Source organism: Enterobacter sp. MGH 4, from assembly GCF_000534735.1.
GTDB lineage: Bacteria > Pseudomonadota > Gammaproteobacteria > Enterobacterales > Enterobacteriaceae > Enterobacter > Enterobacter intestinihominis.
In genome coordinates this window covers 31,314-46,659 of sequence record NZ_KI973298.1, presented here as the reverse complement: position 1 = coordinate 46,659, position 15,346 = coordinate 31,314, and the positions used below count along the sequence as shown (strand labels likewise).

18 protein-coding genes are annotated in these 15,346 nt (G+C 55.6%); 6 read left to right on the top strand and 12 right to left on the bottom strand.

Translation table 11 applies throughout. The features are described from left to right. Positions 1-48: 48 nt before the first annotated feature. Positions 49-588, bottom strand: a complete 540-nt coding sequence (locus L350_RS01500) for a fimbrial protein (RefSeq protein ID WP_022649829.1) — start codon at positions 586-588, stop codon at positions 49-51. Positions 589-1,052: 464 nt separating this feature from the next. After that, entirely contained in the window at positions 1,053-1,601 is a 549-nt protein-coding gene (locus L350_RS01505; protein ID WP_022649830.1) for a helix-turn-helix domain-containing protein, read from the bottom strand. 103 nt (positions 1,602-1,704) lie between these two features. Between L350_RS01505 and L350_RS01510 the strand changes: the two genes are divergently transcribed. Both L350_RS01510 and L350_RS01515 read left to right on the top strand, forming a co-directional pair. Beyond that, a complete protein-coding gene (locus L350_RS01510) occupies positions 1,705-2,364 on the top strand; it encodes an AzlC family ABC transporter permease (protein ID WP_022649831.1) in 660 nt (219 codons plus the stop codon). After that, the gene (locus tag L350_RS01515; protein WP_022649832.1) at positions 2,364-2,687 is read left to right on the top strand and encodes an AzlD domain-containing protein; all 324 of its coding nucleotides are present in this window, start codon (positions 2,364-2,366) and stop codon (positions 2,685-2,687) included. Before L350_RS01510 ends, L350_RS01515 begins: the two co-directional genes overlap by 1 nt. A 40-nt stretch (positions 2,688-2,727) precedes the next feature. On the opposite strand, the gene L350_RS01520 is transcribed toward L350_RS01515, so the two are convergent. Beyond that, the gene (locus L350_RS01520) at positions 2,728-2,940 is read right to left on the bottom strand and encodes a YdgH/BhsA/McbA family protein (protein ID WP_003861966.1); all 213 of its coding nucleotides are present in this window, start codon (positions 2,938-2,940) and stop codon (positions 2,728-2,730) included. A 114-nt stretch (positions 2,941-3,054) separates the two neighbouring features. Further along, entirely contained in the window at positions 3,055-3,891 is an 837-nt protein-coding gene (fdhD, locus tag L350_RS01525; protein ID WP_032626930.1) for a formate dehydrogenase accessory sulfurtransferase FdhD, read from the bottom strand. 371 nt (positions 3,892-4,262) lie between these two features. Between fdhD and fdnG the strand changes: the two genes are divergently transcribed. Genes fdnG through fdhE form a run of 4 tightly spaced genes read left to right on the top strand, consistent with a single transcriptional unit; the run spans position 4,263 to position 9,786 of the window. Then, complete coding sequence (fdnG, locus tag L350_RS01535; RefSeq protein ID WP_115504207.1) at positions 4,263-7,313, top strand: formate dehydrogenase-N subunit alpha; 3,051 nt, start codon at positions 4,263-4,265, stop codon at positions 7,311-7,313. A 12-nt stretch (positions 7,314-7,325) separates the two neighbouring features. Beyond that, positions 7,326-8,228, top strand: coding sequence for a formate dehydrogenase subunit beta (gene fdxH, locus L350_RS01540; protein ID WP_003861960.1), 903 nt, complete (start codon positions 7,326-7,328; stop codon positions 8,226-8,228). Then, positions 8,225-8,860: a formate dehydrogenase cytochrome b556 subunit gene (fdoI, locus tag L350_RS01545; protein WP_006808711.1), complete on the top strand. Its 636-nt coding sequence runs from the start codon at positions 8,225-8,227 to the stop codon at positions 8,858-8,860. Before fdxH ends, fdoI begins: the two co-directional genes overlap by 4 nt. Then, entirely contained in the window at positions 8,857-9,786 is a 930-nt protein-coding gene (gene fdhE / locus L350_RS01550; protein WP_022649835.1) for a formate dehydrogenase accessory protein FdhE, read from the top strand. The genes fdoI and fdhE overlap by 4 nt, the downstream gene beginning before the upstream one ends. A 41-nt stretch (positions 9,787-9,827) precedes the next feature. Here fdhE and nadS read toward each other — a convergent pair whose 3' ends face one another. From nadS to L350_RS01590, 8 genes are all read right to left on the bottom strand, one after another. Beyond that, a complete protein-coding gene (gene nadS, locus L350_RS01555) occupies positions 9,828-10,118 on the bottom strand; it encodes a NadS family protein (protein WP_032626927.1) in 291 nt (96 codons plus the stop codon). Then, on the bottom strand, positions 10,119-10,430 hold the full coding sequence (locus tag L350_RS01560) for a hypothetical protein (protein ID WP_022649837.1): 312 nt from the start codon (positions 10,428-10,430) through the stop codon (positions 10,119-10,121). It abuts the gene before it with no gap. Between the two features lie 148 nt (positions 10,431-10,578). Then, on the bottom strand, positions 10,579-11,520 hold the full coding sequence (fabY, locus tag L350_RS01565; protein WP_022649838.1) for a fatty acid biosynthesis protein FabY: 942 nt from the start codon (positions 11,518-11,520) through the stop codon (positions 10,579-10,581). Between the two features lie 44 nt (positions 11,521-11,564). Then, positions 11,565-12,002, bottom strand: coding sequence for a D-aminoacyl-tRNA deacylase (gene dtd / locus L350_RS01570; RefSeq protein ID WP_015569909.1), 438 nt, complete (start codon positions 12,000-12,002; stop codon positions 11,565-11,567). Further along, positions 11,999-12,880: a virulence factor BrkB family protein gene (locus tag L350_RS01575; protein ID WP_023298923.1), complete on the bottom strand. Its 882-nt coding sequence runs from the start codon at positions 12,878-12,880 to the stop codon at positions 11,999-12,001. Before L350_RS01575 ends, dtd begins: the two co-directional genes overlap by 4 nt. After that, complete coding sequence (gene yihX, locus L350_RS01580; protein ID WP_023315056.1) at positions 12,874-13,473, bottom strand: glucose-1-phosphatase; 600 nt, start codon at positions 13,471-13,473, stop codon at positions 12,874-12,876. The genes L350_RS01575 and yihX overlap by 7 nt, the downstream gene beginning before the upstream one ends. Before the next feature lie 118 nt (positions 13,474-13,591). Next, complete coding sequence (locus L350_RS01585) at positions 13,592-14,392, bottom strand: DeoR/GlpR family DNA-binding transcription regulator (protein WP_023298924.1); 801 nt, start codon at positions 14,390-14,392, stop codon at positions 13,592-13,594. A gap of 34 nt (positions 14,393-14,426) precedes the next feature. After that, the gene (locus L350_RS01590) at positions 14,427-15,323 is read right to left on the bottom strand and encodes a sugar kinase (RefSeq protein WP_032626926.1); all 897 of its coding nucleotides are present in this window, start codon (positions 15,321-15,323) and stop codon (positions 14,427-14,429) included. Between the last annotated feature and the right edge of the window lie 23 nt (positions 15,324-15,346).

Sequence of the window (15,346 nt, the reverse complement as noted above, 5' to 3'; positions counted from 1 at the left end):
TAATTAATAGGGAATAAATGGCGCTACGTTAAGTAGCGCCTAAAAGAGTTACAAATAGGTAATTGCGAACTGTGCTTGCGCTTCTACTGCTCCGGCCGTAGCCCCGCCAGCAGAAGAGTAGTAACGTGCAGCCATATCAAAGGAGACAGAGTCTGGACCGCTCGTTCCACCTACCGTCTGCATAGACGTTTTTGCTATGCCGCTGGTGAAGTCCAGCTCGGTCGTGCCTTCAAGTAGCTGAATAGCAACGTTCGTCGCCGGGCTTGCCGCCGCGATATTTTTTAGGTTGTTACCGTCCAGATAATTACTGACAAAACGTACGCCTGCCGAAGATGACGACGTCGCAGTAACATCGCAGCCGCTCAACGTCACAGTGAAAGGCGTTTGCCCTGCGCTGGACCCCGCGGCCGTCAGCTCGCTTTTACTGACGGCAGGCAACAGGACAACCGGATAAGAATCGGTGCCATTAATTTTTATGGTACAGGTTTGATCGGTAACTTCTCCTAAAAAACGTACGGTATTATTTGCATAGACAGCGCCACTTACTCCGACAGATACAATAAATGCTACCAGCACTCTTTTTTTCATTTTTATTGTCTCCTTTACATGCCCTTATCGTTATAAGAGCCAATGCGCGAATAATGATTATTCCTTAGAACAAACATACCCCTATAAAAATTATGTGTAAATATATTTCAGAGGTTAACAAATCATAAAAATAAGCAGCCCTGCGAAAAAACAAGGTAATCACACATAAATTCCATGAATAACAAAAATAGGTTAACAGGATAAAGTATCGCCATTAAACGTGACGTCTCCCACCTAACCCAATGAATTCTCGCATAACGAACAATTAGTCTTTCATATTTATTTATAATCCAAATGATTAAATATTCTTAAAACTGTATTAAACTTAAATTAAAGTACAAAGAACAATTCACGCCATAAATGATTTAATGGTCGAATATATTTAATATGGATATTTTGTTTTATGATCTTAGTCTCATTTTATCGCCCCGCTGTCGTCTTACCGGCAGCGGGTTTGCCGCTGTTTAGCTTTGTTCCGCCACCAGCAGCGCGTGCGTATCTGGCTCCAGCGCCTTAAAGATATGCGGCTGGTCAGCGGGATAGCAAATGTAATCCCCCGGGCCGAGCTCTTCCGCCGCGTCGATCAGGCCGACCATCGCCCGCCCCTGGGTCACGATAATATGCTCAACCGACCCAGGCGGATGCGGCTGGGAAATACGGTCTGCCCCCGGCTGAGTCAGCAGCAGGTAGATATCACGACGCGCCCCCGGCGGACACGCCGCGAGCAAAATCGCCTCGTAGTTCGCCTGCCCGGCGACAACTTTTGTGCCCTCGCCGCGGCGGATCACCTGCGTGACGGGCTGCTGTGGCTCCAGTAACCGGGCAAACGGAATATCCAGCGCCACGCAAAGCGACCAGAGCGTTTCCAGGCTAGGGTTGCCGTTGCCAGACTCCAGTTGTGAAAGCGTGGATTTGGCGATCCCGGCACGGCGGGCGATCTCCGCCAGCGAAAGTCCGGTTCGCAGGCGTTCTCGCACCAGGCTTCTGGCGATTACGCTGATTGGCTGCGTCATAATAACGGCCTCATTCTCTCTATAACGAACGAATCGTTCGCCTTGTAAAACGTTTTTGATGCGTTCATTATAATGGAAATACGTTCGATATGGCTAAAATGGTATGAAGAATCACCTCTCTTGCCTGAAAGGCGACACGATAAAAGCGATCGTCCTGGTCTGCCTCGCGGTGGGCGTGGTCGGCATGTCTTATGGCTCACTGGCGATGGCCTACGGCTTCCCGCTGTGGGTGCCGTTTGTTCTCTCCCTCACGGTGCTGGCAGGCGCATCCGAGTTTATGTTCATCGGCATCGTGGCGAGCGGCGGCAATCCGCTGGCGGCGGCCGCAGCCGGTTTACTGGTAAACGCGCGCCATGTGCCGTTCGGCGTGACGGTGCGTGACCTGGTGGGCAAGCGCGGCCTGAGCTTTCTGGGCTGTCATATCATGAACGATGAAAGCGTGGTGTTTGGCCTGTCGCAAAAAACCGCCGAGCAGCGTAAAGCGGCCTACTGGCTGTGCGGGTTAGGCGTGGCAATCATCTGGCCGCTGGGCGCGGTGCTGGGGGCGATGGTCGGCAAGCTACTGCCAGACCCGGAAACCATCGGGCTGGACGCGGTGTTCCCGGCGATCCTGCTGGCGTTAGTGGTGCCGGCATTTAAAAACCGCACCACGCTGATCCGCGCCTGTAGCGGCGCGTTGTTGTCGCTGGCCGCCGTGCCGTTCGCACCGGTGGGCCTGCCGGTGCTGCTCTCTTTGCTCGGCCTTGCCGCGAGGAAAAAATAATGGAAAACATGACGGTCTTTATTCTCGGCATCGCCATTCTTTCTGCCGGAACCTATCTGATGCGTCTCGGCGGGGCAAAACTCGGCAGCCGGCTGGCGCTTTCTGAACGGTCGCAGGCGCTGCTTTCAGACGCGGCTACCGTTTTGTTGTTCTCCGTCGCGCTGGCGACAACGTTTTATGAAGGGGACCATTTTGCCGGGATGGCGCGCGTGCTGGGGGTGGGGTTCGCGGTGTTTTTGGCCTGGCGCAAAATGCCGTTAATTGTGGTGATCGTCGCGGCGGCGGTGGTGACGGCGCTGCTGCGTCTGGCGGGCATAAACTAAAAAAGCGCCCCATGGGCGCTCTTTCGACGGTACTGCGAAATTATTTGTTCAGTTCAGCGGTCATGTGTACGCGGTTACCGGTGAATGCCTGAGTAATTTTGTAGGATGACGCGCCCGCTTCCTGAGCCTGTGCGGCGATTTTAGCTTCTGCACCGTCCAGCGTAGAGGCGGATGCGGTCACAGTCTGCGCAGCGAAAGAACCGAAAGATGTAGCCAGAGCGATTACTGCGACAAAAGTTTTGATGCTTTTCATGAGATAAACCCTTTCGTTAAGTTGTTTAGATAAGGCACCGTGCCTTGATGAGATAAATACTAGACCTCATCATGAACAACTAAAAGCGGAAGGATTTGCTATACTCATTCAAAATTACTGATTAACAATTAATCGCTGCGGATGGGTGTAAATTGTCGCCCTGCCTGGCTTGCAGAACCCCACCAGCGTCAGGTTGCAGCGCTCCGCCACTTCAACCGCCAGCGTGGTTGCCGCTGACACCGCAAACAAAATTTCCACGCCGCACATGGCGGATTTTTGCACCATCTCGTAGCTGGCGCGGCTGGAAACGAGCGCGGCCCCTTGCTGCCAGACGTTGTTTTCCCGAGCGCGACGGCCCAGCAGCTTATCCAGCGCGACGTGGCGGCCAACATCTTCATGCCCGCCTGCAATGCTCCCCGACGGCAATACCCACGCCGCCGCATGCGTACAACCGCTGAGCTGGCCGATGGGCTGAACGTCATTCAGGTGCTCAAGCGCCCGATCAAGATGCGCCAGATTGAACGTCTGGGTGAACGGCAGCGGGATAATGGGTTTGCCGATATCGTTAAGCTGTTCAACACCGCACACGCCGCAGCCGGTACGTCCGGCCAGCGCCCGGCGGCGCTCTTTCAGCCCCATAAAGCGGCGGCTGGAGAGTTCGATTTGCACTTCGAGACCGTTACAGGCCGGTACGACGTCCATGCCGTAGATCTCCTGCGGATGCGCAATGATGCCTTCCGAGAGGGAGAAACCGATGGCGAACAGCTCGAGATCTTTCGGCGAGGCCATCATCACCACATGCGAAATCCCGTTGTAAACAAGGGCAACGGGGACCTCTTCCGCCAGAAAATCCGGCGTGGCATGTGAAATGTGAGGCGGTCTGTGTACCGACAGTTCCACAATGCCCGCAGGCAGTGGCGACGCGTGGGTAGCACGGTTTTGTTTAAACACGACGGTATTCCTGAACAACCACGGAAGTGAGCCTGCTATTGCACCACAAACAGCGGACCTTACGCATAGTATGGATCAACTTTTCAGCATCCATTCTCCTACTCAATTCGGAGGGGTGCAACCGGGCATCTGCTACACACCCTTAACATCCGCAGAGAGAAATGTGATTGATATCACACTTTATAATCAATGCCGTGATAATACGTTCACTTTGTTTTAACGCCGTTGGAACAGGCGTACCGACATTGTGGTATTCTGGGCTTATCCCTCGGAGAAATGAGGGATTAACGCAAATTTTTCTCCTTTGCGGTTAATTCTCAACCGCAAAGTAAAACTACATAGCAATGTCGTAATGAACCAAGGAGTGACCCATGCAGGTCAGCAGAAGGCAGTTCTTTAAGATCTGCGCTGGCGGTATGGCAGGCACCACGGCGGCGGCACTGGGCTTTGCGCCCGGCGTAGCGCTGGCGGAAACTCGGCAGTATAAACTGCTGCGCACCCGCGAAACCCGTAACACCTGTACGTACTGCTCCGTCGGCTGTGGGCTGTTAATGTATAGCCTCGGCGACGGTGCGAAAAACGCCAAAGCATCTATTTTCCACATCGAAGGCGATCCGGATCATCCGGTCAACCGTGGTGCGCTGTGTCCGAAAGGGGCCGGTCTGGTAGATTTTATCCACTCCGAAAGCCGCCTGAAGTTTCCTGAGTACCGCGCTCCCGGCTCTGACAAATGGCAGCAAATCACCTGGGAAGAGGCGTTCGATCGCATCGCTAAGCTGATGAAAGAAGACCGCGATGCCAACTTTATTGCGAAGAATGCCGAAGGCACCACCGTTAACCGCTGGCTCTCCACCGGCATGCTGTGTGCTTCAGCGTCCAGTAACGAAACCGGCTATTTAACCCAGAAATTTACGCGCGCACTCGGTATGCTCGCGGTCGACAACCAGGCGCGTGTCTGACACGGACCAACGGTAGCAAGTCTTGCTCCAACATTTGGTCGCGGTGCGATGACCAACCACTGGGTCGACATCAAGAACGCCAACCTTATTGTGGTGATGGGCGGTAACGCCGCTGAAGCGCACCCTGTCGGGTTCCGCTGGGCGATGGAAGCCAAAATCCACAACGGCGCGAAGCTGATTGTGATCGATCCCCGCTTTACGCGTACAGCGTCAGTGGCGGATTTCTACACCCCTATTCGTTCAGGTACTGACATCACTTTCCTGTCAGGCGTATTGCTGTACCTGATGACCAACGAAAAATATAACCGCGAGTACACCGAAGCCTATACCAACGCCAGCCTGATCGTGCGTGAGGATTACCACTTCGAAGATGGCCTGTTCAGCGGTTATGACGCCGAAAAACGCAAATACGACAAAACCAGCTGGAACTACGAGCTGGACGAAAACGGCTTTGCGAAGCGCGACACCACCCTGCAACACCCGCGCTGCGTGTGGAACCTGCTGAAAGAGCACGTGTCCCGCTATACGCCAGAGGTTGTCGAAAACATCTGTGGGACGCCGAAGGCGGACTTCCTGAAGGTGTGCGAGCTTATCGCCGAAACCAGCGCCAAAGATAAAACCGCGTCGTTCCTGTATGCACTCGGCTGGACGCAGCACTCCATCGGCGCGCAGAACATCCGCACCATGGCGATGGTTCAGTTGCTGCTCGGCAACATGGGGATGGCAGGCGGCGGCGTTAACGCCCTGCGCGGTCACTCCAACATCCAGGGTCTGACCGACCTTGGCCTGCTGTCTCAGAGCCTGACGGGTTACATGAACCTGCCGAGCGAGAAACAGACCGACCTGCAAACCTATCTGACGGCCAGCACGCCAAAACCGCTGCTCGAAGGCCAGGTAAACTACTGGGGCAACTATCCGAAGTTCTTCGTCTCGCTGATGAAAGCCTTCTACGGCGACAAGGCGACGGCGGAAAACAGCTGGGGCTTTGACTGGCTGCCGAAGTGGGACAAAGGGTACGACGTCCTCCAGTACTTCGAAATGATGCACCAGGGCCAGGTCAACGGCTATATCTGCCAGGGCTTTAACCCGGTGGCGTCGTTCCCGAACAAGAACAAGGTTGTCGAGTCTCTGTCGAAACTGAAGTACCTGGTGACAATTGACCCGCTCAATACCGAAACCTCGACGTTCTGGCAGAACCACGGTGAGTCGAACGATGTCGACCCGTCGAAGATTCAGACCGAAGTGTTCCGTCTGCCGTCCACCTGCTTCGCGGAAGAGAACGGCTCTATCGTCAACTCTGGCCGCTGGTTGCAGTGGCACTGGAAAGGCGCGGACGCCCCGGGCATCGCCCTGAACGACGGCGAGATCCTGGCCGGTATCTTCTTACGCCTGCGTAAAATGTACGCGGCTGAAGGCGGCGCAACGCCTGAGCCGGTGCTGAACATGACCTGGAACTATTCGACGCCGGAAAACCCTGCGCCGGAAGAAGTGGCCATGGAGAGCAACGGTAAGGCGCTGGCGGACGTTATCGACCCGGCGACCGGCACCGTGCTGGCGAAGAAAGGCGATCAGCTCAGCACCTTCGCACACCTGCGTGACGACGGTACGACGTCAAGCGGCTGCTGGATCTTTGCCGGTAGCTGGACGCCGAAAGGCAACCAGATGGCCAACCGCGATAACGCCGACCCGTCGGGCCTCGGTAATACGCTGGGCTGGGCATGGGCATGGCCGCTTAACCGCCGCATCCTCTATAACCGTGCCTCTGCTGACCCGCAGGGCAACCCGTGGGATCCGAAGCGTCAGCTACTCAAGTGGGACGGCGCGAAATGGGGCGGCGTGGATATTCCGGACTACAGCACTGCCGCACCAGGCAGCGATGTCGGGCCGTTTATCATGCAGCCTGAAGGGATGGGGCGCCTGTTTGCTATCGATAAGATGGCGGAAGGTCCGTTCCCGGAACACTATGAGCCGTTTGAGACGCCGCTGGGTACTAACCCGCTGCACCCGAACGTGGTCTCTAACCCGGCAGCCCGTATCTTCAAGGGTGATTTTGAAGCGCTGGGTAAAAAGGACAAGTTCCCGTATGTCGGCACCACCTACCGTCTGACCGAACACTTCCACTACTGGACCAAGCACGCGCTGCTTAACGCCATCGCGCAGCCGGAACAGTTTGTGGAGATCGGCGAGAAGCTGGCGGGCAAGCTCGGCATCGCCCATGGCGATACCGTGAAGGTCTCCTCTAACCGCGGCTACATCAAAGCCAAGGCGGTGGTGACCAAGCGTATTCGCACGCTGAACGTTCATGGTCAGCAGGTGGATACCATCGGCATCCCAATTCACTGGGGTTATGAGGGCGTGGCAAAGAAAGGGTTCATTGCGAATACCCTGACGCCGTTCGTCGGTGATGCGAACACGCAGACGCCGGAGTTTAAGGCCTTCCTCGTGAACGTGGAAAAGGTGTAACGGAGACGACTTATGGCTTATCAATCTCAAGACATTATCCGTCGTTCCGCGACTAACGGTTTCACGCCCGCGCCTCAGGCGCGGGACCACCAGCAGGAAGTGGCGAAACTTATCGACGTGACCACCTGTATCGGCTGTAAAGCCTGTCAGGTGGCTTGTTCAGAGTGGAACGACATCCGTGACGAAGTGGGTCACAACGTCGGGGTGTACGACAACCCGGCGGACCTGACCGCCAAGTCCTGGACGGTAATGCGTTTCTCGGAAGTGGAACAGAACGACAAACTGGAATGGCTTATCCGCAAAGACGGCTGTATGCACTGTGCGGATCCGGGCTGCCTGAAGGCGTGTCCGTCAGAAGGGGCTATCATTCAGTATGCCAACGGCATCGTCGACTTCCAGTCTGAGCAGTGTATTGGCTGCGGCTACTGCATCGCGGGCTGTCCGTTCGACGTGCCGCGCATGAACCCGGAAGACAACCGCGTCTACAAATGTACGCTGTGCGTTGACCGCGTAAATGTCGGTCAGGAGCCAGCCTGCGTGAAGACCTGCCCAACCGGCGCTATCCACTTTGGCTCCAAAGAGGATATGAAAACGCTGGCGGCAGAGCGCGTGGGCGAGCTGAAAACCCGTGGTTACGATAACGCGGGCCTGTACGATCCGGCCGGGGTTGGCGGTACGCACGTGATGTACGTGCTGCACCACGCCGACAAGCCGAATCTGTACCATGGCCTGCCGGAGAACCCGGAAATCAGCGCCACCGTGAAGTTCTGGAAAGGTATCTGGAAACCGCTGGCCGCGGTCGGTTTTGCGGCCACCTTTGCAGCGAGCATCTTCCACTACGTCGGCGTTGGTCCGAACCGCGCGGAAGAGGAAGACGATAACCTGCATGAAGAGAAAGACGAGGTGCGCAAATGAGAAAACGTGACACCATCGTGCGCTACACCGCGCCGGAACGCATCAACCACTGGGTCACCGCCTTCTGCTTCATGCTGGCGGCGATAAGCGGGCTGGGGTTCTTCTTCCCCTCCTTCAACTGGCTGATGCAGATACTGGGCACGCCGCAGCTGGCGCGCATCCTGCACCCGTTCGTGGGTGTGGTGATGTTTGCCTCGTTTATCATCATGTTTTTCCGCTACTGGCACCATAACCTAATCAATCGGGATGATATCTTTTGGGCGAAGAATATTCGTAAGATCGTCGTCAACGAGGAAGTGGGTGATACCGGGCGTTATAACTTCGGCCAGAAATGCGTATTCTGGGCGGCGATTATCTTCCTGGTCCTGTTGCTGGTGAGCGGCGTGATCATCTGGCGTCCGTACTTTGCGCCTGCTTTCTCAATCCCGGTGATCCGATTTGCGCTGATGCTGCATTCATTTGCCGCAGTGGCGTTAATTGTGGTTATCATGGTGCATATCTACGCCGCCCTTTGGGTGAAAGGCACCATTACCGCGATGGTGGAAGGATGGGTAACCAGTACGTGGGCGAAGAAACATCACCCGCGCTGGTACCGTGAAGTCCGCCAGAAACAGGAAAAGTCATCTGAATGAGTATTCGCATAATCCCGCAAGATGAGCTGGGGTCGAGCGAGAAACGCACGGCGGATTATATTCCGCCGTTGTTGTTCCCCAGACTCAAGAACCTCTACAACCGCCGCGCAGAGCGTCTGCGCGAGCTGGCAGAGAACAACCCGCTGGGCGATTTTCTGCGTTTTGCCGCGCTGGTCGCCCATGCGCAGGAAGTGGTGCTATACGACCACCCGCTGCAAATGGATCTGACCGCACGCATCAAAGAAGCCAATGCGCAGGGCAAGCCGCCGCTGGACATTCACGTTCTGCCGCGCGACAAGCACTGGCATAAGCTGCTGCATTCGCTGATTGCCGAGCTGAAGCCCGAAATGAGCGGCACGGCGCTGGCGGTCATTGAGAACCTGGAAAAAGCCTCAGAGCAAGAGCTGGAAGAGATGGCGAGCGCGCTGTTTGCCTCCGACTTCTCGCTGGTGAGCAGCGATAAAGCGCCGTTCATCTGGGCTGCGCTGTCGCTCTACTGGGCGCAAATGGCGAGCCTGATCCCGGGTAAAGCCCGCGCTGAATATGGCGAAGCGCGCCAGTTTTGCCCGGTGTGCGGCTCAATGCCGGTCTCCAGCATGGTACAGATTGGTACGACGCAGGGGCTGCGCTACTTGCACTGCAACCTGTGTGAAACCGAGTGGCACGTGGTGCGCATCAAGTGCAGCAACTGCGAACAGACCCGCGATCTGAACTATTGGTCGCTGGAAAACGAAGACGCGGCGGTGAAAGCCGAAAGCTGCGGCGACTGCGGGACCTACCTGAAGATTCTGTATCAGGAAAAAGACCCGAAAGTCGAAGCGGTAGCCGACGATCTCGCCTCGCTGATCCTGGACGCGAAGATGGAGCAGGAGGGCTTTGCCCGTAGCTCGATCAACCCGTTCCTGTTCCCGGGGGAAGGGGAGTAATTTCCACTAAAGCCCGGCGAGCCTCTGTGCAACCGGGCAATTTACTGCGATAGGGCTGGGATGACATGTTGAGGGTCGTTAGCAATGGCGCGCAATAGCGCTTTAGCGGGGCCTGTAGGTGAGCGTCTGCCTTGTTCCCAGTTACGCAACGTATCAACGCTAACTGAGATTAAGTTCGCGAATTTACTCTGCGACAACCCGGACGCCTGACGAATTTCTTTTATTTTCATCGCATCAATTTGAAACGTACGCGACGGCTCTCGTTGGCCCTCGGCAATTTCGTTGATTTGCGCAATGCTTTGGGTTAATCGCTCAAACAGCGCCTTATCCATTTACCACCTCTCAATCATCTTTTTCAGTATGGCTTTTTCACCCGCGGAGAGGTCATCTTTGATCCCTTTGCGATAGATGAGCAGCAACCTGATTTCACACTCACGCGTACGGTGAAAATAGATAACTCTGACTCCACTACGCTTTCCCTTACCGCCAGCAAGCCAGCGAATCTTTCGCAAGCCTCCCGTATTCTGGATCAGATCGCCGTAATCCGGTTGCGTTGCCAGGAATATTTGGAACCTATGATATTCGTCGTCATCCAGTAACGTTTTGACGTCTTCTGTAAAAATATCCGTTTCAATGAATAGCATAAATCATACGCCATTGGCTTATAGTAGCAAACATCCAATGTACGTCAATGACGTACCCCTAGCTGATTACGTTAATGGGATACGCTGAATAAAGCGAAGTATAATTCCTGCTACGTTGTGTATTTGCGAGCCGCTTTCCAGACGACTGCTACTCCTCCTCGTTCCCGCCCTCTTCATACGCGCCATACGGCTTCGCAGGCAGAACGATATAGGTGCCTTCAAACACCGCGCCCGGCGTTTCATCGCCGAACAGCTCAACCTGCATTTGTACGCGTGCTTTACGCCCACGCGCCAGACGGTCGAGATCGCCGCCCAGTGCGCCCAGGTCAGCTACCGCGCTCGGCTTGCCGCTGATCGGCGCGCTGTAGCGGATATGGGCATCGGCCAGAATAATGGTGCCGCCGAGATGACGTTCGCGCAGCATCAGCCAGATCAGTCCCCAGCCGGTGAGCGTGGCGAGTGAAAACAGGCTACCGGCAAACAGGGTATGGTGTGGGTTCTGGTTGCCGGTTTCCGGCATGGTGGTAATAAATTTTTGCCCGGTATATTGCTGAATACGCACGCCCATTTTTTCACTGAGCGGAATGTGCTGATACCACGCCTGCTGGAGCTGCCCGCACCAGTCGGCACGATGGAGAATATCGTCCAGGGTGGCGATGGGTTTGATCATCAAAAAGTGACGAATCGGCGTAGTTTGCGGGGCGGTGATTTCCCCCTGATTCACGAAACCAAGCTTGGCAAAGAACTCAACGGCATCTTCACGGGCGCTACAGGTGACGCGCTTGACCCCTTCCTGACGGGCGACGGATTCCAGCGTCATTGCCATCAGCGTTCCGAGGCCTTTGTCCTGCACGGAGGGGTGAACGGCCATAAAGCGGATTGAAGCTTCGTTGTCGGCATTGATATACAAACGCCCCACGGCAACCAGATTGCCCTCTTCATCAACCACCATCTGGTGGTGCGCCATCGCGTCCCAGGCGTCGCGTTCAGACCCTTTAGGTTGATGCAGTGGCTTGCGCAGCATTTCCCAGCGGAAATGGTAATAAACCTCTAACTCTTCTTCCGTTTGCGGTACTCGAAGGTGATACATAGCTGTACTCTCTCTTGTTACCCGCGGCCAGGCCGCCAGTTGGCTCATACCTGGAGCCAGAATGTGACGGGGCCATCGTTCACCAGCGAAACCTGCATATCCGCAGCGAATCGTCCGGTTTGTGTATTCATGTCCTGTTGGCGACAGCGCTCAACAAAGTACTCGTAAAGGGCTTCTGCGCGATCCGGTGCCGCGCCCTTCGAAAAACTCGGCCGCATGCCGCGTTCGGTATCCGCAGCCAGCGTAAACTGGGACACCACCAGCACGCTGCCGCCCGCCTGCTGAACGTTCAGGTTCATCTTGCCTTCCGCATCGCTGAAAATGCGGTAGCCCAGCACGCGCTCACACAAGCGGTTGGCTTTTTGTTCGTCGTCATCCTTTTCGACACCCAAGAGCACCAAAAGTCCTGGGCCGATTTCACCCGTCACCTCATCCGCCACGGTGACGCTGGCACGGGTTACGCGCTGAATCAATGCAATCATGGTTGGTCTGCTTCTTGTTGTTTTTCAGCTTCTGCTGCTTTTTTAAGTTCGCGGTAGACCCCGAGAGTGACAGTTATTTCGGCGCCAAGCAAGACGATGCACCACGTCCAGTAGACCCAGACAAACAAAATGGGGATCACCGCCAGTACGCCGTAAATCAGCTGATAAGAGGGGAACATGGTGATATAAAGCGCGAATCCTTTCTTGCCCAACTCAAAGAGCAACGCCGCGACCAGCGCACCCACCACGGCATCCCGGTTGGGTACGCGCGTAGTTGGCACCACGCTATAAAGCAGCCAGAACGAAAGCCACGATAAAATCAGCGGGAAGATGCGCAGCACGTTATCGATCACGCTGTTTAAATCGCTCGCCCAGCGCAGCGAAAGAAGGTAGGAGCTGATCGCCAGGCTAGCCCCCGCCAGCAAGGGGCCGAGGGTTAAAATCATCCAGTAGACGGCAAAGGAATAGACCTTTGGGCGGACTTTTTTGCTCCGCCAGATAGTGTTGAGCGCACTGTCGATGGAGTACATCAGCAGCAGCGCGGTAACAATAAGCCCACACGCCCCCACCGCCGTCATCTTGCTGGAGTTAGCGACAAACTGTTCAATGTAGTTCTGGATCACATCGCCGGTGGCAGGAATAAAGTTTGCGAAAACAAAATGGCGAAGCTGCATGCTCACATCGGCAAACATCGGAAACGCCGAAAAAAGCGCAAAAATCACCGCCACCAGCGGAACCAGCGAGAGCAAGGACACGTAAGCGAGATTGCCCGCCAGCGTGGTCATGTTGTCCTCATCAATGCGATGCCAGAGGAGTTTCAGCCACGCCCTCAGCGGGCGCGTGTGGTGATTGGCTTTTTGATGAACGGTTTTTAGCATAACTGCTTCGCAAAGTAGTTCGGTATCGTCTCTTTTCCGGTCACCAGAATGGAGGTGATACCTAACTGATTAGCCCCTTCTATATTATCGGCGTTGTCGTCAAAAAAGACCGCATCCGCTGCCGTAAATCCTTCTTCCTGCAATACCGCCTGATAGATGCGCGCCTCAGGTTTACGCATCCCCATCTCCTGGGAGAGATACACTTTATCTGCCGCCGCGTGAATTTCAGGGTATTCATCCGGCCAGAAGGTGGTATGCAGGCGGTTGGTATTAGACAGCACGACAACGCGATGCCCCTGCTCGCGCAGCTTGTGCATGATGTCGATCACTTCGGGGCGGATCGCGACAAATATGGCCTGCCAGCCGTGGGAAAATTGCTCGTAGCTTAACGAGAGACCCATTTCCTGACAGAAACGCTCTGCGAACGCTTCGTCGCTGAGCTCACCGCGCTCGTGCAAATGGAAAGTCTCACCCATCGCGAAATTCTGCTTTAACGTCGCCAGCGGAACACGGCTAAAATCGCTCCATGCGCCCAGCACCCGGTTAAAATCGATATCGACGATTACATTTCCTAAGTCAAAGATATAAAGCATGTTTATCTCCTTTCGCCGTGGAAAAGTAACTGTAGCGGGAAAGAGAAAGTTTAGCTATGCGCCAGATTCAGCTTAGAGAAAGGAAAGGCCCGAATCGCAATATCGGGCCATAAGACGATCAGCCAGCCTGCTGCTCTTCTCCGGAATTCACTTCGACAACCTCAACCTTGCTGGATTTTAGGTGACTTTGCAGCGCCGGGCCGGGCAGCTCATCGGTGAACAGCGCCGTCGCCTGCGCCACGTTGCCAATTTCAACCGCCGCGGAGGCGTGGTATTTCGTATGATCGGCCGCCAGTAAAATGTGGCGGGAGTGGGCAATCATGGTTTTCACCACGCTGGCTTCGTTAACGTCAAATTCCATCATCGCGCCGTCGTGCTCTATCGCCCCCACGCTGGTCACGAGGTAGTCCGCCCGGAAGCCAGACACAAACGCCGTTGCCGCAGGCCCGATAATGCCGCCGTTATGCGGGCGCAGCGTACCGCCAGGTACCATCACCTCAAAACGCGGGTTCTTATAAAGAATGTGCGCCACCCGCAGGCTGTTGGTGATGATGCGCAGATGATTATGATTAAGCAGTGCCCGGGCAACGTGCTCCACGGTCGTCCCGATAGTGATAAAGATGGTCGAGCCATCCGGGATATAGTCCGCAATCGCTTCGGCAATCGCCCGTTTCTCTTCGGTCAGCGAGACTTCACGCTGTTCGAACGCCGTATTGACCACGCTGGATGCCCTGCCCGCACCGCCGTGATGACGGGTGATCAGCCCCTGCTCGCTAAGCTTGCGGATATCCCGGCGCACGGTTTGCGTCGACACATCCAGCAGCTGCGCCAGTTCATCAATGTTCATATAGCCGCGATCGGCAATCAGCGTCAGCAGCTGATCGTGACGCGGGTTGCCGGTCAGTTCGGTAAGGCTCATGGGCTGTCCTCTGAAAACCATCACGCCCCGCATTTTATACAAAAAGTGACAAAAAAGAGCGGGTTTGATCACAGTCGGGTATACCCGCGCGCCCGCCGGGCTTTGTGCATTTCAGTGGTGCGACGGCGCTGGCAAAACGCACGGCGTCTGCGGCGGGCAATTTCTGCCCCAGGCTGACCGCCAGCGCACCGTGGAACACGTCGCCCGCCCCGGTGGTATCAATGACCTTCACTTCAAATCCAGGCTGATGACATAGCGCGCCGTTTTCCAGCCAGAAACAGCCGTCTCGCCCCTGCGTGACATACACATGTCCATTCGTGAGCGTTTGTGCTTTTTTTAATGCGTCTTCTGTTTCATCCAACTGCGTTAAACGCCGCAGCCCAGGCGCAGAGAAGGCCGCGTGATCGCTTAAGGCGATCAGCTCCGCGATATCCTGCGGGGTAACATCCGCATCCAGCAACGTCGGAACGCCCTGCTGACGGGCCAGGGTAAATGCCTGTTTTGCCCCGTCATGCCAGCGCACGTCGGCTAAGACAATGTCCCACTGAGAGAAGTCGATTTCATGCAGCCAGCCTGCCTCGGCGGGCAGATCGGGGCTGGGGTAGTTGGCAATCACTCTTTCCCCACCTGCGTCCACCAGCACCGCCGATTGCGACGATCGGGCCCCCTTAACTACGCGCGTATAGCGGGTGTTCACCCCCAGGGATTCCAGCTCCGCAAGCAACCGTCTGCCGGTATCGTCGTCCCCCACCCGACCAATAAAATCCACTTCCGCGCCCAGTTTCGCGGCTGCCACTGCCGCCGTTGCCGCCGGTCCGCCACCCACTTCCGTGTAGTCTTTTGCGACATATTTCCCACCTTCTTTTGGTAAATCATCGAGATACCAGATGCGATCCAGCACGGTAATGCCGACACAAAGGATGCGAGTCATGGTGATTCCTTCTGCGATTTCTG